Origin of the sequence: Streptomyces luomodiensis (assembly GCF_031679605.1) — a bacterium.
Classification (GTDB): Bacteria; Actinomycetota; Actinomycetes; order Streptomycetales; family Streptomycetaceae; genus Streptomyces; species Streptomyces luomodiensis.
The window spans coordinates 720,453-741,125 of record NZ_CP117522.1; the positions used below are offsets into that span (position 1 = coordinate 720,453).

Consider the following 20,673-nt stretch of genomic DNA (forward strand, 5'->3'; position numbering starts at 1 on the left):
CGGCTCACCGGCCGGGGCGGCTCACCGGCCGGGGCGGCTCACCGGTTCGGGCGGCCGCCCAGGAACCCGGCGAGGGCGTCCAGGACCTGGTCGGGCGCCTCCTCGGGCACGTAGTGGCCGCCGGGCACGGCGTGTCCGCTCACCGCCGCCGGATCGGCGTGGTGCTCGCGCCAGACGGCGAGGACGTCGTCCTGGGCCAGGCCGCCTTCGGCGCCCCAGAGCAGCAGCAGCGGACAGCGCAGCCGCAGCCCCCGCGCGTGGTCGGCCTCGTCGAGCTCCAGGTCGGTGGTGAAACCGGCCCGGTAGTCCTCCAACGTGGCCTGGAGGTGGGCCGGATCGGTGTACTCGGCGACGTAGTGGCGGAAGGTCTCCTCGTCGACGGCGCCCGAGGCGAGGACGCGCCGCAGGAAGTACCGCAGATAGGGTTCGACGTTTCCGGCCAGCAGCAACTCGGGCAGCTCCGGCTGGAGATGGAAGAACCAGTGCCACATGGCGGCCGCCGACGTCCGGTCGAACGAGTTCATCACGACCCGGGTCGGCAGCACGTCGAGCAGCGCGAGCGCGCCGACCTCGGACGGGCGGTCGAGCGCCCACCGGTGTGCGACACGGGCGCCGCGGTCGTGCCCGACCACGACGGCCGAGTCATGCCCCAGATGACGCACCAGGGCGCTCAGGTCGGCCGCGGTGGCGCGCTTGTCGTATCCCGTGTCTGCCAGACCGGAGGCCCCGTACCCGCGCAGATCGGGGACGACCACGGTGTACCGCTCGGCGAGCGGTCCGACGAGCTTGCGCCAGCACAGCCCGGTCTGCGGCCAGCCGTGCAGCAGGACGATCAGCTCCTCCCCCGAACCGGCCGTGCGGTAGGCCAGGTCGACATCGTCCAGGGCCACCGTCCGTACCGAGTCCCACCGCATGCTTTCTCCCATCGTCGATCCCCATACCTGTGGAGTCCTGTGGTAACTCACCGCGGGCACGACGCGGACGGCGCAGACGACCCGGATGACCCGGACGACCCGGACGACACGGGCGGCGCGAGCGGCGAGTCGGCGGGCGTCCTCGGCGGGGCGGGCGGACGGCCCCGGCGCAGGGCCGCGCCGGCCGCCGCGGCGAGGACGAAGGTCACGGTCTCGTAGCCCATCGCGTGCCAGAAGGCGTCACCGGGGCCGGCGGCGGGTGCGGCGTACACGACACCGGCGAGCGCGACGCCGAGGGTCCCGCCGAGCTGCTGCGCGGTGGGCAGCAGCCCCGACACGGAGCTGGCCGCGTGCGCCGGAGTCCTGGCCAGGACCAGGGCGAACACGGACGCGGTGAACAGGCCGAAGGCGACCCCGCCCACTCCGAGCGCCAGCCACAGCGCCGGCCCCGGGGCCGCGATCGTCGCGGCGACCACCACCGACACCACGGCCAGTGCACAGGCGGAGACGACGAGGACGGCCGCGCCGAGACGCCGCGCCGTCACCTCGGCGATTGCGCTGCCCAGCAGTGCCCCGACCGCGTACGGGGTGATCGTCAGCGCGGTCCGCAACGGGCTGTCGTGCAGCGTCCCTTGCAGGTGCAGCGACAGGAGCAGGGTGAAGGACGGGATGCCGGCGTTGAACACCAGCACCGCCCCGATGCCCCAGCGTGTCGTCCGCCCGGCGAGGGCGGACGGGTGCACCAGCGGGTGGGGTACCCGGGCTTGCGATACGGCGAACGCGGCCAGCAGCGCGACCGCCACGGCCGGGCTGATCCACGTCCAGGCGGGCCAGCCGGCGTCCTGGCCGAGGGTGAGCGGCAGCACGAGCAGGACCAGTCCGGACAGGCAGAGTCCGGCGCCGACGGGATCGACCCGGCTGTCCGCACCCGCCCGGCCGGGCCCCGGCGGAAGGGCGGGGGACAGCACCAGGGCGGCGAGCCCGATCGGCGCGGGCAACGCCAGCGCGGCGCGCCACCCCAGGCCGAGCGGGTCGAGCTGGAGCAGGACGCCGCCGAGCAGTGGGCCCGCCAGCGAGGCGACCGCCATCGTCGCACCGTAAGAGCCGAGCGCGCGGGGCCGACGGGACTCGGGCACCGTCGTCTGGATGATCGACAGGATCTGGGGGGCCACCAGTCCGCTGCCGAGGCCCTGGACCAGACGCCCGGCGATCAGTACGCCGATGTCCGGGGCGGCGGCCGCGACCGACGAGGCGAGGGTGAACACCGCCATTCCCACCACGAAGAGCCGGCGGTATCCGAACCGGTCGCCCAGCCGGGCCGCGGTGATCAGCGAACAGGCGTAGGTCAGGGTGTAGCCGGCCAGCGCGAGCTGTCCGGCCCCCGCGCCGGCGTCCAGGTCCTGCCGGATGTCGACCACCGCTACCTGCATGACCGTCACGCTCACCAGCTGGACGAACGTTCCGGAGAGCAGCACGGGCAGCAGCGGGGCCCTCATATCCGGTTCACCGATGACGCGATCGGCTCGGCGAGCTCTTCCGGCCGGGTGAGGAAGGGCGAGTGGCCGCCGGGCAGGCAGTGCACCTCGGTCGGCCGGTCCGTGGCCAGGGCGCGCTGGGTCATCGCCCGGTGCCGGGAGGAATGCCAGGCGCCGTGGCCGAGCACGGCCACGGTGGAGGGAACGGTCTGGTGCATGAGCGGCCTTCTGGTCAGTGGACTCATCGGAAACCAGCCCACACCGCAGGCGCCCCGTTATCCAGCGCGATATCTCGACTGCCGCCCCGCTATATCCACGACGTATCGCCGCCTCGTCGATCTTCAGGACGATGCACCTGGACGCCACCGGGCGGGAGACCCGGCACGCCACGCCGAGGTGACGTGCGCCCGATCTCCCGCCCAGGAGCGCGATGCGGCCGGTCAGCCGCCGATGTTCACATCGATGCAGACGTAGAAGGCGTTGGCGGTGTTCGCGATGTTCCAGACCGCGAGGACCTTCTGCTTGCCGGTCAGGTTGCCGAAGTCGACCTCATGGGTGACGGTTTCGCCCGGTTGCGCTCCGCCGTCGTCGACCTCCGCGATCTTCGAGCCGCCGACGAAGTACTGCCAGGTGCTGGTCGCGTGAGGGGTGCTCAGCTTCCAGGTGAAGCTGGTCTTGGAGGAGACGGGCGTGGCGACCCAGCCCTTGCTGTCGTCGTCGAGCTCGGCGAACCTCTCGTTGCCGCCGCTGCAACTCGTCAGCCCCTTGGGCCCTTCGACGCTCTGCGGCTCGTACTTGATGTCACCGCAGGCCACGGTCCCGGCCGCACACTGGGCCTGGCGGCTCGGCGGGGTGGAGACATAGCCGTGCGCGCTCGCCTCGCCCGCCGGGAGGCACAGCGCGAGCAGGGGGGCTATTCCGGCGCCGATGACGACGGACAGCCTGCGCTTCATGTTCATGCCAACTCCTTCCACGGCAAGGACCCGCCGGACGGAGGAAGTGCCTTGCCGATGGGGAACATGTGGGGGGCAGTGTGGGGGGTGGCTATGACGGAACGCACCAACGGCGCCGGGGCGACCGCGAATCCGCGCCGCCATTAGGTCTAGACCATACCGCCTGTCCGTTCATGGTCAAGAGATGGCACAGAGATCGTCAGCGATCCGTTTTCCGGTCCGCGTACCGGATACGCGGACCGGAACACCGGGGGACGGCCGGGACGGCCGCCGGCTCAGGCGCCGTGAGGCCGGCCGCGCCCGCCACTGCTCGGCCGGGAAGGCGTCCAGCGGCACCAGGAGGCGGCCGGCGCGCCGTGTGACGCGGGCGGCGGGGCCGAACGTCCTGCCGGCGGCGTGGTGACGCCGGATCGCGGGCGGTTGCCACCTGGCCCGGCTCCTGCTGCGGGAGCGCCGCGCGCACCGTCCGTGAGCCGCGCCCCGGTCCGCTCCTGCTCGCGGCGGTGGCCGCGCTCAGATGTCGTCCGGCAACTGCGCGACCCGCAGCTCTTCGCGTCGGTGCCAGCGGGACAGCAGCCAGAGGTGGACCGGCGCGACGAAGGACGCGGCGCACCACCACAGGACCGCGCCGAGGGCGTGCTGCCCGAGGGTCCCCACCCACGCCAGCACGGTGGCGGCCCAGGGCGCCAGGCTCCACAACAGTGCGCTCGCCCGTTCCCGGAGGCCCTTGACGTAGAGCGTGACCGCCTGGTCGTAGTGCGCCCATGCCGCGGCCGTCATGAGCGCTCCGTAGCCGGCCCAGAGCCGGCTCCAGCCGTGGAAGGTGATGGCGGCCAGGGCGATGAGGACACCGAGCCCGGGGAAGAGGAGGGAGTGCAGCACGACGCGCCGGTCGAGGCGGGCGGGAGACGGCGGGGGCGGCTCGGGGGTGCCGGGCGGCAGCCCGCCCGTGCGCACGGCGTCATCCAGCGCCATGGCCTCCGTCTGCCGCTCCTGCGCCTCCTCGGCGCGGCCGAGGCCATCCAGCACCAACGACTCCAGGGTCAGGGCCATCGCCTCCTCCTGCGGCAGCCGGTGCTCGCGGGCCAGCTCAACGGCCCGTCGCGCGGCGGCGATGGCCCGCTCCCCGTCACCCGACCCGTTCAGCGCGACCGACGTCACGGTCAGGGCGGCGATGACGGTGCGGACCTCGCCCGACCGGTGGGCCAGGTCGAGGGCGTGGGAGGCGTGGAACCGGGCCGACTCCCAGTCGGGAGGCGGCTCCCCCGCGCCGTCCCGTGGGAAGGGCCAGGAGCCGTACCCCTGCGCGAGCTTGGCCAGGCCCATGTGCGCGGCGCAGACGGTGCCCGGATCGGCCGCGGCCTGGGCGGCGGCGGCCGCCCGCCGGAACGTGTGCAGGGCTTCGGTCTCCCGCCCGGAGAGCGCGTAGGCATCGCCCAGGCCGTCGAGCGCGATGGCGAGTCTGCGCTGGTCGCCCAGGCGCTCCCAGATCGCGGCCGCATGGCGGAAGGACCGGACGGCAGCCGGGTACTCCCCCCGTTGCACGGCGCTGGTCCCCATGTACTCCAGGACGAAGGTGGCGCTCACGCCCCGGCGCATGTGGAGCTTGAGGTAGGCCTGCAAACACGCCCGAGCGCCTTCGTCGTCGTCCAGCGCCCCGTACTGCCGGCCCATCGCCAGGAACAGGTCCGCTTCCCGGGCCACGTCCCGCCGGCGCTGGGCCACGAGCACCATCGTCCGCAGCAGCCGCAGGGCTTCGACGGTGCGGGCCTGCCGGACCAGGAAGCGCGCCAGGGGCGCGGCCACCGGCTCCACCCGGTGATCGAGGCCCGCGGCCACGGCCGCCGCCACGGCGTCGGCGAGCATCCGGCGCTCCTGCGCGAACCACTCGTCGCCCGCCCCCGCCACCCGCTCCGCGCAGTGGGCGAGAAAGCGGTCGAGGGCGGCCCTGCGCTCCGGCTCCGGCTCCTCGGCCAGGCGCGCGCGGGCGTACAGGCGCGTCAGGTCGTGGAAGCGGACCCGGCCGTGGGCGTCGCCGGACTCCAGCAGGTGGGACCGGCGCAGGCGGCGCAGGGCGGGTCCGGTCTCGCTCTCGGGGCGGCCGCTGAGGGCCGCCGCCGAGGCCGCGTCGAGGAGGGTGCCGGGATGGAGGCCGAGCAGGCGGAACAGCCGCGCGTCGGCCGGTGCGAGGGCGCGGTAGGAGACGTCGAACGCGGGCTCCAGGCCGAGTTCGGCGAGCCGTGCGGATTCGCTGCGCAGCGCGGCCAGCAGCTGATCCGCCCCCGCTTCCCGGTCCTCCCGCAGCCGGGCCGCCGCGACGCTCAGGGCCAGCGGCAGCCTTCCGCACAGCCGGGCGATCTCGTCCAGGTCGGCGTCCGGGACCGCCCCGGACGGGCCGAGGACGGTGCGGGCGTCCCCGGCGGAGAGCGGGTCCAGGCGCAGTGCGGCGGTGCCGGGAATCTCAAGGGGCGTGCGGGAGGTCGTCAGGACGCGGTGCGGGCCCTCGGGCGGGAGACACGCGGTGAGTTGCGTGTCGTCGGAGGCGTTGTCCAGCACGACGAGGACGGCACCGCGTCGCTCGCCCTGGCGCACCAGTTCCGTGCGCAGCAGGGCGGTCAGTCCGATGCGGTGGGCCGGCAGCCGGTCGCCGGGGACGCCCAGCATGCGCAGCAGCTCGGACAGCAACTCCTCGGTGCCGACCGGCCGTTCGAAGCTGCGGGGGTCCAGGTCGGCGTAGAGCACTCCGCCGGGGAAGCGGCGCTCCGCGACCACGCGGTGCGCCGCTTCCAGGGCCAGTGCCGTCTTGCCGACTCCGGGCGGGCCGCTCACGGCCAGCCCCCGGTGGCCGGACCCCGGCTCCAGGGCCCGGACCGCCGCCGCCAGCTCCGCGTCCCGGCCGACGAGCGGGCGGTGGCGGGGCGGCAGGCCCTCCAGGGCCTGGACGACGGGGGGCTGTCCGTGGAGGTGCACGGACCCCACCGAGCCGGCCTGGACGACCTGGTGGGCCGTGCCGCTGAACTCGTTGTGTGTTCCCGACATGACCCGTGGCCCCCCTGCCCCGTCCCGTCCCTCCTCAGACAGGTATCACGGGCCGCCGCCGCGGTCAGCGGTTTTTCCGGGCCGGCTCCGGGGTCTTCGTCATCCGGCGGCCGTGTCCGGGTCAGTCGGCGGCCAGGCGCGTCCGCCAGCTGGGCGTCGCGGGCTTCCAGTCGAGCTCCCGCCGGATCCGGTCGTTGGCCGCGCCGCGCATGGCGGTCAGCTGGTGACTGGTGAGCCAGCCCAGCATGCGCTCGGCCAGTTGGGCCGGCACCACACGGGGCGGGGGCGCCCCGAGCAGGCGGGCGTACTCCGGCAGCCAGACCGCGGCCTCGGCCGGGTCGTCGTCCGCCACGTTGAACACACCGCGCACCTCGTCCGCTTCGACGGCGTGGAGCGCGGCCCGTGCGGCGTCCTCGACGTGGAGGAACGAGGTGACCCCGGCGGCGGGCTCCGGCAGCGGCAGTCTCCCGCGCGCCACGGCGGCGCCGATCGCGCCGCCGCGGTGGTAGAGGGTGCCGGGCCCGTAGAGGGTTCCGTAGCGCAGTACGACGCCGGAGAGGGCCGCGGCGCCCAGCACCCGGCGTTCCAGTTCGGCGATCGCGCGTGTGGTGAGCGCCCAGCCGGGATCCGGTGCGTCGAGGTGGAGCGGTGCGTCCTCGGTGAGTACCGGCCCGCCGTGCGGAGCGGTGGCGAACGCGATGCTCTGCGCGACGATCCGGCGCGCTCCGGCCGCCTCGGCCGCCGCGATCAGATGGGCGGTGCCTTCGGTGCGCAGCCGGGCGGTGTGCTCCAGGCCCTGCGCGGTGGACCCGCGCAGGGCGGACAGCTGATGGACCACCACCTCGGGCCGGGCCGAGGCCACGGCCGCCCGCACCGCCGGGGCGTCCAGCGCGTCGGCCACCACGAGATCGTCCGGGTCCAGGCCGGCCGCTCTGGACGGCTCCCGTACCAGCGCGGTCACATGGTGGCCGTGGGCACGGAGCAGCGGGACCAGGGCACGGCCGATCACCCCGGTGGCCCCGGCGACCAGGACACGCGCCGTCATGCCTGACCCCCGATCCCCATGAGCAGCCGGCAGGCGGGGTCGCCGTTGCGCAGGCACGCGGTCGCGCAGTTGCGGGTGAGGTCCACCCCGAGCCCCTCGGACCAGCCGGCGTGGATGTCGGTGCACGGGCACGCGTAGCCGTCGAGGGAACCAGCCATCCGGACCATGGTCACGGCGAAGTTCTGCCGCATGGTCAGCTCGATCTCCCCGCCGGGCAGCACCGCGGTCGCCCCGTCGCGCAGTTCGCCCGGGAACATCCACTCGGCGCAGGCGTCGTACCGGCAGCGGAGTTCCTCGAGGTTCGCTGCGGGCCGTCCGCCGAACTGGCGGGCGATCCGCTTGCCCACCTGGACGGCCACGTAGTGCAGCGCCTCGGCGTTGATCTCGTTGGCCACCGTGTGCCCGAACCTTTTCGCCACCCCCTGGTACCAGCGCGCGTCGTGCAGCCACCACTGCCGGTACACATCCATGGTCCTCGGGCGGGGGCTCGTTGGGTCGGCCGTGGTCATCGCACCCTCCCGTCCAGTTCGCCACCCGCCACCCGGGCCTGGAAGCGTCTGCGCATCTCCCGCTTGAGCACCTTGCCGGTGGCTCCCTTCACCACGTCGCCGGCGTCCATCCGCAGCGCCCCGGTGAGCGGTGGCAGGTCCGCGGCGGCCAGCACCCGGTTGACCTCGGCGGTCCAGTGGGCGTCGGCCGTCTCCGCCGCGTCCGCGCGCAGCTGGAGCAGGGCGTAGGCGTCGGCCGTCCCGTCGCCGTCCCAGTCCGCGCGCACGCCCTCGGGCGCGACCGCCACCACCGTGCAGTCCTCCAGCGCGGGCAGTTCGCGCAGCAGCAACTCCTCGGTGCGGGTGCTGAACACGATGCCCGCGCGGGTACGGATCGCGTCCGGCACCCGGTCCAGGTGGTAGAAGTTGCCTTCCTCGTCCCGGTAGGACAGGTCGCCGGTGAGCCAGTAGCCGCCGAGCCGCAGCTGGTGGAAGGTCAGCGAGTCGTTCCAGTAGCCGGGGGTGAGCGTGGGCGAGCGCACGCCGAGGCGGCCCACTTCGCCGGGCGGCAGCGGAGTGCCGTCCTCGGAGAGCACCGCGGCCTCGGCGAAGCTCATCGGTTTGCCGACGCAGCGGGAGTAGGACGACTGGCCGGGCCGGTGTCCGTTGTGGAAGAGCGAGTAGCCGGTCTCCGAGGAGCCGAGTCCGTCGGTGAAGACGGATCCGGGGACCCGGCGCCGCTTCAGGTCCCGGCCGACCGTCTCATGGCTGCCCAGTGCGATCAGCGCCTTGATGTGCGCCTCGTGGGCCGCGTCCCCGGTGTTGTACCACGCCTCCACGCTGGACAGATCGCGGGCGGAGAGGTCCTGGGCCGCCATCTCCCCGTAGGTTCCGGCGAACGCGAACACGGTGGTGGGACGGAACGACTCCATGGCGTCCAGGACGTCGCCACCGCGCTGGCTGGACAGCAGCAGCACCGGTGAGCGCAGCAGGAAGCCGAAGAGCATGACCGAGATGGCGGCGTTGTGCGAGCCGGGCAGCGCGACCAGCAGCCTGCCCATCGCGGAGCCGACCGACAGCTTCAGCCGGTGCAACTGCGCGTACAGCAGGGTTTCGTGGGTGTGCGGCACGGCCTTGGGCATCCCGGTGGTGCCCGAGGAGTGCGAGATGATGATCGGGTCGGTGGCGTGGTGGGCGTACGGATAGCCGGCCGGGAGGGGCTCGCGGGCCCGCGGGATGTCGGCCGCCGTGACGCAGAAGCCAAGGCCCAATTCGGCCCGGTCGGCGGCGAAGACCTCGTGGTGGGCCTGGTCGGTGAGGACGCCCACCGCGCCCTGGCGGCGCACGTACGCGCGGGCGACCTCGGGGCGGAGGTTGCCGTTGACGAAGGAGGGGATCGCGCCCAGGGAGGTGAGGGCGAGGAAGTTGACGGCGAACTCGGTGCTGGAGAAGGTCTGGATCGCCACCGGGTCGCGGGGCCGCACGCCCTGTGCGTGGTACCAGCTCGCGTAGATCTCGACGACCTCGTGCAGTTCGCCCAGGGTCAGCACCTCGGGGTGGCCGCCGTCCGGGGCCTGCCAGGTGGCGTCGGTCCACAGCGCCTGCTCGTCGAGCGGTCTGCCGTACGCCTTCAGCCGGTGGATCACGTTCCCGGCGCCCAAGGCGGCGTCCTGGCTGATCTGCGCGCGCTCCTGCTTGGTGATCATGGATTCGTTCCTTGGGCTCGGGCGGCCAGCTCGACCAGGCCGCGAAGGGCACCGTACTCGGCCGAGGGGCCGGACGGGATGTCGGTGAGGAGTCGGCGGAGCGGGTCACCCCGGTCGAGCACGATCGCCACGGCCAGGTCCGCGGCGGGCGGGCCGGTGCGCAGCTCGCGGTGGGCCGCGGCGGTGCGCTCGGTGCCGGTCAGCTCGACCCCGATGAGCACCACGCGGTCCAGCTCCTCGTCCTCCAGCAGCAGTTCCGCGGTGGCCAGCAGCTCACCGGCCGGGTCGGCGACGGTGGACAGGCTGAGCAGCGGTCCGGTGACGGCGAAGGTGACGCTGAGCTGTCCGAGGACCGCGTTCGCGGTGCTCTGCATGAACAGCAGCGGATTGTGCGCCTGCCCGGCGACCAGCCGGCGGCTGCCGAGGTCGAGGGTGGTGGCGTCGCCCATGGTGCTGGCCAGGACCATCGCGGTCCTGGAGCCGTCGCCGGGCCGGGCGGTCAGGCAGCGCTCGACGGCCTGGTGGACCATCGGGCTGAAGACGGACTCCACGAAACCGGCGACCGGCGGCGCGGAGGCGTCGCAGATCGCGGCGATCATACGCGCTCCAGGAGCAGTGCGGTGTTGGCGCCGCCGAACGCGGCGTTGAGGGTGAGCGCCCGCCGGATGTCGGCCTTGTGCGGCCGGTTCGGCACGTAGTCGAGGTCGCAGTCCGGATCCGGTTCGGTGAACCCGGCGGTGGGCGGCAGCACGCCGTCCCGCAGCGCGAGCAGGGTGATCACAAGCTCCACCACTCCGGAGGCCTCCAGCAGATGTCCGGTCGTGCTCTTGGTCGAGCTCACCGGCACCCGGTCCGCGTCCGCGCCGAGGAGCGTGCGCAGCCCCCGGGTCTCGGCGGGGTCGTTGTACTTGGTCGCGGTGCCGTGCGCGTTCACGTAGTCGATCCGCGGGCCGCCCGCCCGCCGCAGGGCCCGCGCGGCGGCGGTGACCAGCCCGGCGCCCTCCGGGTGCGGCCGGGCGATGTGGTGGGCGTCGGAGGCGGCGCCCCAGCCGGTCAGCGCGGCGAGCGCACGCGCCCCCCTGCGCCGGGCGCCCTCGGCCGACTCCAGGACGACGGCGGCGGCCCCGTCCCCGAGGAGCAGCCCGCTGCGGTCGGCGCAGAACGGCCGCATCATCCCGTCGCGGGACAGGGCGAATCCCGAGCCGAACTTGGCCAGGTTCTCCTCCTCCACCAGGTACGCCCCCGCGCAGATCGCGATGTCGGCCCGGCCGGAGGCGATGAGCAGACAGGCGTGCGCGACCGCGGTGGCCGAGGCCACGCACGCGCTGGTGAACGCCAGCCGGGGGCCGCGGACGCCGAGCGTGTCCGCGAGGGTTTCGGCCTGCCACGCGGGCACGGTCTCCGCGGCGCCGACCGGGGGGCCGGGGAGGCCGGGCGGTTCCGTGCCGCGCCAGAAGCGGGTCAGACCGGTGAAGTCACCCGCGGTGCCCACCAGGACGGCGGCCTCCGCGCTGTCTCGCAGCCCGGCCATGCCGACCGCCGCCCCGGCGACATCGGCCAGCACCTCCCGCAGCGGGGCGGCCCCGCCGCCGGTGGCGGCCACGTGGGTCCGGTACGGGCCGGTGTCGAAGCGGGTGATCGGCGCGAACGCGGGACGCCCGTCGAATACGCCCTCCCGCAGCGGGTCCGCCCCGGTACCGAAGGCCGTGCGCACCCCGAACCCGGTCAGCAGCACCTCACGGCTCATGGACGTCCGCCAAGTACGCGGTGATCCGGCGGATCGAGGTGAATTCGGCGAGGAACGCCTCGCTCGGCTCGACCTCCACGCCGTAGCGCAGCTCCAGCTGGTGCAGGAACCACACCAGCCCCAGCGAGTCCAGGGCGAGGTCGGCGTCGTCGTCCAGGTCGGCCGGCAGATCGGAGAAGATCTTGGGGTCGGACAGCAGCTCCCGCACCGCGTCGGCGGTGATCCGCGGCCGGGTCTCGGATTCCGCGGTCATGCCGTGCCGCCCCGCTCGACGACCTCGTTGACCAGGTCGCCCAGGTTCATCGCACCGGCCTGCTCGATATCGCTGTCCGGGAACTTCACACCGAATCGGCGCTCCAGCCGCAGGACCAGTTCGATCAGGCCCAGCGAGTCGATGTCGATTCCGCCGGTGCCCATGGGGCTGTCGTCGGTGATCTCATCGGTGTCGAGCGGATGGTTCATGTCCTCGGTGATCGTGCTGAGCACGAAGTGGCGGATCTCCTTCTGCAAGGCCGTCTGCATGGTGCGAAACCCTTCTGAGTCGACAAGGAAAAAGAGGCGTCAGCGTCGGGGAGAGCGGGCGAGCAGGGCCTCGCGGCGCCTGATGAGCTTTCCGTTGGAGGTGCGGGGCAGATCGGTCAGGACGTGGACCACGCGGGGCACCTTGTAGTCGGCCAGCCGGTCCCGGCACCAGCGCAGCAGGTCCCCGGCCGCGGGGCCGTCCGGTCCGGTGGCCACATAGGCTTCGGTGGTGCCGGCGTGCACGACCACGGCCCCTCGGACGCCGGGGTGTTCCCGCAGCACGGCTTCCACCTCGGTCAGATCGACCTTGAGGCCGCCGATGACCACGAGGGAGTCGCCACGGCCCAGCAGCCGCACGGCGCCGGAGGCGTCCAGCTCGGCCCGGTCCCGGGTGCGCAGCCAGCCGTCGGCGTACCGGTCGCCGCCGGAGGCGTGCAGATACGGTGAGCCGTCCGGCAGCCACACCTCCAGCTCGCCCTCGTGGACGCGGAGCCGCACACCGGGCGCCGCCGGGCCGACGGTGGGCCGCGAGGCGCCGCTCACCTCCATCGCGATGACGCCCGTCTCGGTGGTTCCGTACGATTCGCCGACCCCGACGCCGAACCGGCCGGCGAACCGGGCGGCCGTCTCCGGCGGCATGATCTCCCCTCCGGAGACCGCCGCGCGCAAGGCGGGCAGGGCGGGCAGATCGCGGGCGGTGCTCAGCAGTTCGTAGTGGAACGGCGTGCCGAAGATCGCGTGGACGTCGTGGTGCCCGGCGGCGGCGAGGATGTCCTTGGCCGACACCCGCCGGGCGAACACCGCCGATACGCCCGCGGCCAGGGAGTGCAGCACCCCGGCGATCAGGCCGAAACTGTGCGCGGTCGAGCTGAGCAGCAACACCCGCTCACCCGCGGTCGGCATCCCCGCGATCCGGGTGAACCGGTCGATCTCGGCCGCCAGGGAGGCCGGGGTCCGCCCGATCACCTTGGGCAGCCCGGTCGAGCCCGAGCTGAACTGCACCAGCCGGTGCTCGGTCGCTGCGGCGCGGCCGCCCGCGCACCGCGAGGTGACCACCTCGTACCGGGGCTCGAAGCTGAGCGGCGAACGGCCTGCCGTACCCGCGCTGACCAGGAACTGCGGATGGCACAGCGCGCGCAGGGCGTCCACTTCGGACGGTTTGAGCCGGTGGTCGACCAGCATCACCTGGGCACCCAGCCGCCACAGCGCGAACAGCACCTCGATCTGGGTGAGGCTCGGCGGTATCCGCAGCATCACCGTATGCCCTTCGCCGATGCCGTGCCCGGCGAAGACGCCCGCCTCCATGGCCGCGGCGTCCCGGACCTCGGCCCGGCTCACCGGGCGCTCGCCGTGCACGAGGTAGGGCAGCTCGCCGGGATGGACGTCGAACAGCGTCTCGACGAGCTCGCTCATGCCCGCGGCCATCAGTTTTCCTTGCAGAACTCGCCGATGGGAAAGCCCACATGGCGCTGGTCGGTGGCCAGGTAGCCGAGCAGTTCGTCGCCGGGCCGCAGCTCGGTGACGTTGTGCACCTTCCCGCCCGGCCCGAGCACCCGCACATGCCAGTCGTCCTGGACGGTCAGACTCACCACGACGTCCTCGGCCGACCGCGCGGTGACGGTCAGCAGCGGCCGGGACTCCAGCTTGGCCCGGCCGACGGTGACCGGCCGGGTCCTGCCCTCGGCGTTGACGGCCAGCGTCGTGCTGCCCGAGCGCAGCTCGCTCAGGTAGTTGGTGCGGTTCTCCGGGCCGAGCACATAGGAGTGCAGGGCGCCGGCGTTGACCCGGAACGGGCGGGTCGGCATGTACGGCAGCGGATGGGTCTCACTGCAGCACAGGATGAAGCCGGTCGAGTAGGAGCCGACCAGGATGCCCTCGTCCTCGGCGAAATGCGTGCAGGTGTCCACGCACACCCGGTCGCCGAGCCCGTGGTGCTCGATGCCGTCGACGTACAGCGTGGTCAGCCGCAGGGGCTCGGAACCGGCCTCCAGCAGCCGGGCCAGCGCGAACACCTCGTCGGCGTCGGAGGGGGCCAACAGGACGCCGTCCGAGCCGCGTTCCAGCACGTCCAGCACGGTGGCGGCTTCTTCCAGGTCGGCGCAGACGGTGACCAGCTTGCCCGCGGAGCGGTCCGCGGCGGCGAGCACGATCTCCAGGGGGATCTTGGTCGGGTCGGCGAAGCGGACCACGGTGAAGGGCAGTGCGACGGCGGCGGCGCACGCCAGCCGCAGCGACGGTTCGTCGTGTACGTCGACCCAGCCGGCGGTGTCGGCGCCGAGGTCGTGCAGTTGGCCCTCCTCGGTCACCGTCGTGGTGGTGACGGCGGTGACGGTCGGGGGCAGCGACTTCAGGACGGATTCGTCGTCGCAGAGCACACCCCGCATCCGGGTGTGGATGGCGGCGTCCACGACGGACTCCAGCCGTGCCTGCGGAACGCTTCGGAGGTCGATCCATGCGAACTTCATGCGGCTCCTGTCGCAATCGTCGGAGGGTGGGGGGCCGTTCCGGCGTCGACGGCGTGGACGACGGCGGCGAGCCTGCTCACCAGCGAGGCGGGGGAGGGTGCGGAGAAGATCCGGCGGCCGACCGCGAGGCCCCGGCAGCCGGCCAGCATCAACGAGGTCCCGTGACCGATCAGGTCCGAGCCGTCGGGCGGGCCCCCTGCGGCGAGGACCGGCAGGGGGCTGGAGTCCACCACCTCGGCCATCCGTTCCAGGGGCAGCGCGACCGAGGTCTTCACCAGGTCGGCACCCAGGTCCGCGGCGATGTTGACCGCGTGGGCGAGCAGCGCCGGGTCGTGCGGATCGGCGATCCGCGGCCCTCTCGGATAGATCATCGCGAGCAGCGGCATGTTCCAGACGTCGCACGAGGCCGCGACGGTCCCGAGGTCGGTGAGCTGCCGGTGTTCGGTGTCCGAGCCGAGATTCACATGCACGCTCACCGCGTCCGCGCCCAGCCGCACGGCCTCTTCGACCTCGCCGACGAGCACCTTGGCGTCGGCGTCGGCCGCGTGCGCGGTTCCGGCGCTCAGGTGCACCACCAGGGCGCAGTGGCGCAGGATGGCCGGTGCGATGGTGCGGGCCCGGCCCTTGTGCACGATGACCGCGTCCGCGCCGCCGTCCACCACCGCCCGCAGCAGCCCGTTCCAGCGGGCCTGGGGCACCACCGGTCCATCGGACACACTGTGGTCGAGCGGGACGAAGAGATGTCTTCCGTCCCCCACGGCGGAGAGTCTCCGCATCCGGAATGATTTACCAATATCGGTCATGTTCCAGACACACCTCTCCCAACGGGTGGACGGCGCTTCGGGATTACCGGGCCAGAATGACACGCCCTTGCGAAAGCGAGTGGATATTGAATCTCCATAACTTCGCGGTTATGCGACTCTGAGAAAATTCTGAGATTTCTCTGACAGGCTGTCCGGCGGCTATTCCGCAAGCGCCGGAACCGCTTTTCCGAGGAGACTGGTATGTCCGCCTTGACCGACCCGGTACACCTCGCGATCGCCTGTCACGGCGGCCGCGGCCACACCGCCAGGCTGGGAGAGGCGGTACGAGCCGGAGCGAGCCGGGTACCGCACACCGAGGTCACCACCGTCCGGGTCGACCGGATCACCGACCAGGAGTGGCAGCGGCTCGACGACGCCCACGCGATCGTCTTCGGCGCACCCACCTACATGGGCACCGCCTCGTCGGCCTTCCACACCTTCGCCGAGGCGAGCGCCAGGCGCTGGCTCAGCCGCCGCTGGCAGGACAAGCTGGCCGCGGGCTTCACCAACTCCGGCTCGATGGCCGGGGACAAGGCCGGCACCCTGGGCTACTTCGCCACCCTCGCCGCACAGCACGGCATGCTCTGGGTCAGCCTGGGCCTGGCCCCCGGCTGGAACTCCTCCTCCGGCAGCGAGTTCGACCCCAACCGGCTCGGCTTCTACCAGGGCGCGGCGGCGCAGTCCCCCGTGGACGACAGGTCGGGCACGGTGCACACGTCCGACCTCGCCACCGCGGAACACCTCGGACAGCGGGTCGCGGAGCTCACCCGGACCGTCGTCGCGGGCCGGCGAGCGCTGGAGTCGTGAGCCACCGGCCCATGGCCCCGGCCACCCCCACCGCGGGCGGGCCCGGCGGCGCGGCCGCTCCGGCGCGGCCGTGGTGGACGGTGGCGGTGGCGGTTCTGGCGCAGACGCTGGTCCTGCTGGACAACACGGTCCTCAACGTGGCGATGGAGACCCTCGCCGACCCGGTGCGCGGGCTCGGGGCCGGCTCCGCGGACCTGGCCTGGGCCAACGCCTCGTACTCGCTGGTCTTCGCCGCGGGCAGCTTCACCGGAGGCGCTCTGGCCGACCGCTACGGGCCGCGCCGCGTCCTGGTCGCCGGGCTGGTGGTGCTGGCCGCCGCCGCCACGCTGGCCGCGTTCGCGCCCGGGGCCACGGAACTGACCGTCACCCGCGGCTTCATGGGCGCGGGCGGGGCGCTGATCACCCCGGCGACACTCGCGATCGTCACCCGCGGTACCGCGCCCGCCCACCGGACCCGGGCGATCGCCATCTGGGCCTCGGCGGGCGGCGCGGCCGTCGCGCTCGGACCGGTGGTGGGCGGGGCGCTGCTGACCCGGTTCTGGTGGGGCTCGGTGTTCCTCGTCAACCTTCCGGTGGTGGCGGTGTGTCTGGCCGGCGCGGCTCTCCTGGTGCCCGAGGTGCGCTATGCCGAGCGCAGGGTGCTCGACACCTCGGCCCTGGTGCTCTCCGTCCTGGGGCTGGGGCTCGTGGTGTACGGCGTCATCCGGGGCGGCCGCCCGGCCGGCTGGACGAGCCCGGCCGCCCTGCTGGCCCTCGCCGTCGGCCTCGCCCTGCTGGCGGCGCTCGTGGTGACGCAGAGCCGCCGGGAGACACCGGGGTTCGATGTGCGCCTCTTCGCCGAGCCGCGCTTCGCGGGCGGCAGCGTGACCCTGCTGCTGCTCTTCTTCGGCCTGGCCGGACAGCTCTTCTACTGCGCCTTCTACCTGCAAGGGGTGCACGGGCTGTCGGCGCTGGCCGCCGGGGGCGTGATGGCGTCCGCCGCGGGCGGCATCGTCCTCGGCAACCAGGTCTCCCCCGCCCTCTGCCGGCTCCTGACCGTCCGCTGGTGCGCGATCGCCGGGATACTCCTGGCCGGACTGACCTTCGGCGGTTACGTGGCCTTCACCGCGGACACCCCGGTGGCCTGGATCGCGGGGGTCCTCTTCGCGCAGGGCACCGGTATCGGGCTGGTGGTCGCGCCGATGACGGCGGAGATGATGGCCGCCCTGCCGCGGCGGTACACCGGCGCCGGCGCGGCCGTCAGCGCCGCGACCCGGCCGGTGGGCAGCACGCTCGGGGTCGCGGTGCTCGGCTCCGTGCTCGCCACCGCCTACCGCGGGAACATCCGGCCCGCGCTCGACGGACTGGCCCCGGGGACACGGGACCGGGCCATGGACTCCGCGGAGGCCACCCGCGCGGTGGCCAGATCGCTGAACCGGCCCGATCTCCTCGCCGCCGCGAACCGCGCCTATCTGCACGCCATGTACGTCACCGCCACATGGACGGCGCTGCTGTCCCTGGCCGGCGCCGTGCTCGTCATCGGATATTTCCGGCCGCGACCATCACAGACGGAGGCAGCAAGTGGAGATGGATCTGCGCCACCTGCGGATCGTGCTCACCGTAGCTGAGGCGGGCAGCATCAGCCACGCGGCCACCAGACTGAACATCGCGCAATCCGGACTGTCCACGCAGCTCAGACGCATCGAGCAGGAATTCGGCGGTCCGCTGTTCCGCCGCCGCCCCCAGGGCGTGGTGCCGACCGAACTCGGCGTCCATGTGCTGGGGCGGGCCCGGGAGCTGCTCGACGAGTTCGGCGATCTGCTCACCACGGCGCGGACGCTGGCCCGGCCGGCCGAACCGCCGCAGGCCGTCGCGCTGGGCGGAGTGGACAATCCGTGGGTGCCGCGGATCGCCGCGCTCATCCGGGAGCGGCTGCCGCACCACGAACAGCTCACCTATCTGGAGCCGTCCTCCCAGGCCGTGCTGGAGCTGCTGCGCACCGAGAAGATCGCGCTCGCGGTCGTCAGCGAGTTCCCGGACGTGGTGGCGCCCCCGGTCCGCGACTTCACCGTCCGCGACCTGGACACCGAACCGGTGCTGATCGGACTGGCCCCCGGCCACCGGCTGGCCCACCGGCAACGGCTCACCCTCGAAGAACTGGCCGAGGACGTCTGGGTCGCGCCCGGTGACCGCTCGGACGGTCTCGGCCTGAGCCTGCGGATCGCCTGCGAACGCGCCGGGTTCACCCCCCGGTTCCGGTACTTCGGCGCCGACCAGACCACCACGGCGGCCATCGTGAGCGCCGGGAACGCGGTCGGGGTCTTCCTCTCACCGGGCGACCACTGCCAGGGGATCGTGTGGAAACGACTGGCGAACGGCCGGCTGTGGCGCCGGACGCGGCTGGTGTGGGATGCCGCGTCGCCGCTGGCCGGGCTCGCGGAGGACATCGACAGCGGCGCGCTGGACTGGCGCGGACGGCGCGCCTCGTGAGCCCGGCCGCGCGGTCGGCCACCGGCCCGGCTGTGGAACCGGTCCCCGGCCCGGCCGTGGAACCACCGGTCACCGGTCAGCTCGTGAAACCACCGGTCACCTGCCCGGCCGTGAAACCGCCGGTCACCGGTCAGCTCGTGAAACCACCGGCCACCGGCCAGGCGGTGACCGGTCAGGGGCCGGGGGCATCCGTCCCCCGGGCGCCCGCAGGGAGGCACGCCGCGCTCGGCCGCGGTCGCGGGATCGTCTCCGCTACCCGCGCCGTCGGCAGCTCGACGGTGAACAGCGCGCCGTCCCCCGGGCGTCCCTCGGCGGTGATCCGCCCCCGATGGCTCTCGACCACCTCACGGGCGAGCGCCAGGCCGAGCCCGAACCGTCTGCCCCGGCCACCGGCGGTGCCCCTGGCGAACCGTTCGAAGATGCGCTCGGCCTCCTCCGGCGGGAACCCGACGCCGGTGTCGCGTACGGACAGCGACACGGTGCCGGGGAGCGGGGCGTCCACGGACACCACGACCTCCCCGCCGGCCGGGGTGTGCCCCATCGCGTTGTCGACCAGCGCGGCGATCACCCGGCGCAGGGCCGGCGCGGTGCCCATCACCACATGCCGCTCCGGCCCGCACCGCAGCCGCACGGTCAGCCCCATCGACTGGGCTCGGGCGTCCTCGGCGGTCACCGCCTCCTCGGCGAGCGTGTCGAGGTCGACGGGCTCGCAGGAGCCCGGCGACCGGGAGAGCCGCGCGGACAGCAGCAGATCGTCGATGATGTCGCCGAGCTGGCGGGTTCCGGTCACCAGCCGCTGGAGGTCACCGGCCAGCTGCTGGGGGCTCGCCGAACCGGAACGGCGGGCCAGGAGCTGCGCGCGGGTGTGCAACTGGGTCAGCGGAGTGCGCAGTTCGTGGCTGGCGTCCGCGACGAACCGCCGCTGCCGGTCCAGGGCCTCGGACAGCGGTGTCATGGCGCGCCGCGCGAGCAGGCCGCTGGCGACCGCGACGAGCACCAGGCCGACCGCCTCCGCCGCTGCGAAGGCCAGCAGCAGGTGGTTGCGGTCGGCGCGCTGGAAGCGTTCCCCGTACGCCGCCTGGACGAGCTCCGAGCCGCGCCACGCGGTGCGCACCGTGTACTCCTCACCCCCTCGCTCCACCCGTTCCAGCCTCGGCGAACCGCCCTCGCGGACCGCGTCCAGGCTGGAGGTCACGGGCAGTCCGGCGGGAATGCCGGGGGTGCTGCGGACCAACCCGTTCCGCTCCACGGTCATCCACACGCAGACCGGCGGGCTGTCGATGGTGTTGTGCTCGACGCTCCACTGGGTCTCGCGCTCGGCGTCGGCGCGTTGGGCGACCAGGACGACGCAGTAGACGATGGCCCCGACCAGCAACATGATCACCGACATCACCAGCGAGATGCGCAGGGTGATCGTCCACTGGGCGGAGGCGAGCCTGCGCTGCTCGGGGCTGCGGTCCGTACGGCGTGGGAAGAGGGCCGGAAGCGACATCACAGCGTTCCCATCTGGTAGCCGCTCCCGCGTACGGTGCGGACGACATCGCGGCCCAGTTTCCGCCGCAGGTAGTAGACGTAGGTGTCGACGATGGAGTCGGCCGAGGTGTCGGGAAACACGCGTTCTCGCAGGTGTGAGCGGCCGTACACGGTCCTGGGGCCGTCCGCCAGCGTGTGGAGCAACGCGCATTCCCGCAAGGACAGCTCAACGCACCTGCCGTCGGCGAGACGGACCTCGCGGCGCTGGAGGTCGAGCTGTCCGTCGCCGAGCGGAAGGACTTCGGCGTCGAAGAGGCCGCGCCGGTGCAGCGCCCGCACCCTGGCCAGCAGTTCGTCCACCTCGAACGGCTTGACCAGGTAGTCGTCCGCGCCGGAGTCGAGGCCGCTGACCCGATCGCCCAGTTCCCCCAGGGCGGTCAGCATCAGGACCCGGGTGGTGAGGCCGACCCGGCGCAACCGTTTCACCAGATCGAGGCCGTCGATGCCGGGGAGCATGCGGTCGATGACCATCACCTGATGTCGTCGGCTGAGACCCAGATGAAGCCCCCGATGGCCGTCGAACGCGACATCGACGCGGTAACCCTCCGAACTGAACAGTTCGGTCAGCATGTCTGCGGTTTCCCGGTCGTCCTCGACCAGTAACAGCCGTGTCTGATCCGCAGTCGACTGGTCTGTATCGGCTGGATAGATCATCCACTCATCTTGGCAGTCCGGACGCACGGGCGGCGCGCCGTGTCCCGGCCACA

General features: G+C 73.1%; 20 protein-coding genes. 3 read left to right on the top strand and 17 right to left on the bottom strand.

Annotation, left to right across the window (positions count from 1 at the left end; genetic code table 11):
• Positions 1–38: 38 nt before the first annotated feature.
• The 15 genes from PS467_RS03165 to PS467_RS03235 form a co-directional block, all read right to left on the bottom strand.
• Positions 39–914, bottom strand: a complete 876-nt coding sequence (locus PS467_RS03165) for an alpha/beta hydrolase (RefSeq protein WP_311033866.1) — start codon at positions 912–914, stop codon at positions 39–41.
• A gap of 47 nt (positions 915–961) precedes the next feature.
• Positions 962–2,410 carry an MFS transporter gene (locus PS467_RS03170; RefSeq protein ID WP_311033867.1) on the bottom strand — a complete coding sequence of 483 codons (1,449 nt, stop codon included), beginning with the start codon at positions 2,408–2,410 and terminating at the stop codon, positions 962–964.
• The gene (locus PS467_RS03175; RefSeq protein WP_311033868.1) at positions 2,407–2,607 is read right to left on the bottom strand and encodes a hypothetical protein; all 201 of its coding nucleotides are present in this window, start codon (positions 2,605–2,607) and stop codon (positions 2,407–2,409) included. Before PS467_RS03175 ends, PS467_RS03170 begins: the two co-directional genes overlap by 4 nt.
• A gap of 222 nt (positions 2,608–2,829) precedes the next feature.
• Positions 2,830–3,348 carry a lytic polysaccharide monooxygenase auxiliary activity family 9 protein gene (locus PS467_RS03180; protein ID WP_311033869.1) on the bottom strand — a complete coding sequence of 173 codons (519 nt, stop codon included), beginning with the start codon at positions 3,346–3,348 and terminating at the stop codon, positions 2,830–2,832.
• Between the two features lie 507 nt (positions 3,349–3,855).
• Positions 3,856–6,381 (bottom strand): tetratricopeptide repeat protein, encoded by a 2,526-nt coding sequence (locus tag PS467_RS03185; RefSeq protein ID WP_311033870.1) that lies wholly within the window; start codon positions 6,379–6,381, stop codon positions 3,856–3,858.
• 121 nt (positions 6,382–6,502) lie between these two features.
• On the bottom strand, positions 6,503–7,426 hold the full coding sequence (gene avaA7 / locus PS467_RS03190) for a 3-diazoavenalumate denitrifying reductase (protein WP_311033871.1): 924 nt from the start codon (positions 7,424–7,426) through the stop codon (positions 6,503–6,505).
• Complete coding sequence (locus tag PS467_RS03195) at positions 7,423–7,935, bottom strand: hypothetical protein (RefSeq protein ID WP_311033872.1); 513 nt, start codon at positions 7,933–7,935, stop codon at positions 7,423–7,425. The genes avaA7 and PS467_RS03195 overlap by 4 nt, the downstream gene beginning before the upstream one ends.
• The gene (gene avaA6 / locus PS467_RS03200; protein ID WP_311033873.1) at positions 7,932–9,620 is read right to left on the bottom strand and encodes a 3-aminoavenalumate diazotase; all 1,689 of its coding nucleotides are present in this window, start codon (positions 9,618–9,620) and stop codon (positions 7,932–7,934) included. The genes PS467_RS03195 and avaA6 overlap by 4 nt, the downstream gene beginning before the upstream one ends.
• Complete coding sequence (locus PS467_RS03205; RefSeq protein WP_311033874.1) at positions 9,617–10,219, bottom strand: beta-ketoacyl synthase chain length factor; 603 nt, start codon at positions 10,217–10,219, stop codon at positions 9,617–9,619. The genes avaA6 and PS467_RS03205 overlap by 4 nt, the downstream gene beginning before the upstream one ends.
• Positions 10,216–11,367 (bottom strand): beta-ketoacyl-[acyl-carrier-protein] synthase family protein, encoded by a 1,152-nt coding sequence (locus tag PS467_RS03210; protein ID WP_311033875.1) that lies wholly within the window; start codon positions 11,365–11,367, stop codon positions 10,216–10,218. The genes PS467_RS03205 and PS467_RS03210 overlap by 4 nt, the downstream gene beginning before the upstream one ends.
• Positions 11,357–11,620: a phosphopantetheine-binding protein gene (locus PS467_RS03215; protein ID WP_311033876.1), complete on the bottom strand. Its 264-nt coding sequence runs from the start codon at positions 11,618–11,620 to the stop codon at positions 11,357–11,359. Before PS467_RS03215 ends, PS467_RS03210 begins: the two co-directional genes overlap by 11 nt.
• Positions 11,617–11,889 (bottom strand): acyl carrier protein, encoded by a 273-nt coding sequence (locus PS467_RS03220; RefSeq protein WP_311033877.1) that lies wholly within the window; start codon positions 11,887–11,889, stop codon positions 11,617–11,619. Before PS467_RS03220 ends, PS467_RS03215 begins: the two co-directional genes overlap by 4 nt.
• 39 nt (positions 11,890–11,928) lie before the next feature.
• Positions 11,929–13,314: a class I adenylate-forming enzyme family protein gene (locus tag PS467_RS03225; protein WP_311033878.1), complete on the bottom strand. Its 1,386-nt coding sequence runs from the start codon at positions 13,312–13,314 to the stop codon at positions 11,929–11,931.
• Positions 13,314–14,354 (bottom strand): 3-dehydroquinate synthase II family protein, encoded by a 1,041-nt coding sequence (locus tag PS467_RS03230; RefSeq protein WP_311033879.1) that lies wholly within the window; start codon positions 14,352–14,354, stop codon positions 13,314–13,316. Before PS467_RS03230 ends, PS467_RS03225 begins: the two co-directional genes overlap by 1 nt.
• Entirely contained in the window at positions 14,351–15,157 is an 807-nt protein-coding gene (locus PS467_RS03235; RefSeq protein WP_311033880.1) for a 2-amino-3,7-dideoxy-D-threo-hept-6-ulosonate synthase, read from the bottom strand. Before PS467_RS03235 ends, PS467_RS03230 begins: the two co-directional genes overlap by 4 nt.
• A gap of 201 nt (positions 15,158–15,358) precedes the next feature.
• On the opposite strand from PS467_RS03235, the gene PS467_RS03240 reads away from it, so the two are divergent.
• The 3 genes from PS467_RS03240 to PS467_RS03250 are packed head-to-tail and all read left to right on the top strand — an operon-like array spanning position 15,359 to position 18,433.
• Complete coding sequence (locus tag PS467_RS03240; protein WP_311033881.1) at positions 15,359–15,964, top strand: flavodoxin family protein; 606 nt, start codon at positions 15,359–15,361, stop codon at positions 15,962–15,964.
• Entirely contained in the window at positions 15,961–17,571 is a 1,611-nt protein-coding gene (locus PS467_RS03245; protein ID WP_311033882.1) for an MFS transporter, read from the top strand. Before PS467_RS03240 ends, PS467_RS03245 begins: the two co-directional genes overlap by 4 nt.
• Positions 17,531–18,433, top strand: a complete 903-nt coding sequence (locus PS467_RS03250) for a LysR family transcriptional regulator (RefSeq protein ID WP_311033883.1) — start codon at positions 17,531–17,533, stop codon at positions 18,431–18,433. Before PS467_RS03245 ends, PS467_RS03250 begins: the two co-directional genes overlap by 41 nt.
• 172 nt (positions 18,434–18,605) lie before the next feature.
• Here the strand turns inward: PS467_RS03250 and PS467_RS03255 are convergent, their stop codons facing one another.
• Both PS467_RS03255 and PS467_RS03260 read right to left on the bottom strand, forming a co-directional pair.
• The gene (locus PS467_RS03255) at positions 18,606–19,925 is read right to left on the bottom strand and encodes a sensor histidine kinase (protein ID WP_311033884.1); all 1,320 of its coding nucleotides are present in this window, start codon (positions 19,923–19,925) and stop codon (positions 18,606–18,608) included.
• On the bottom strand, positions 19,925–20,620 hold the full coding sequence (locus tag PS467_RS03260; RefSeq protein ID WP_311033885.1) for a response regulator transcription factor: 696 nt from the start codon (positions 20,618–20,620) through the stop codon (positions 19,925–19,927). The genes PS467_RS03255 and PS467_RS03260 overlap by 1 nt, the downstream gene beginning before the upstream one ends.
• Between the last annotated feature and the right edge of the window lie 53 nt (positions 20,621–20,673).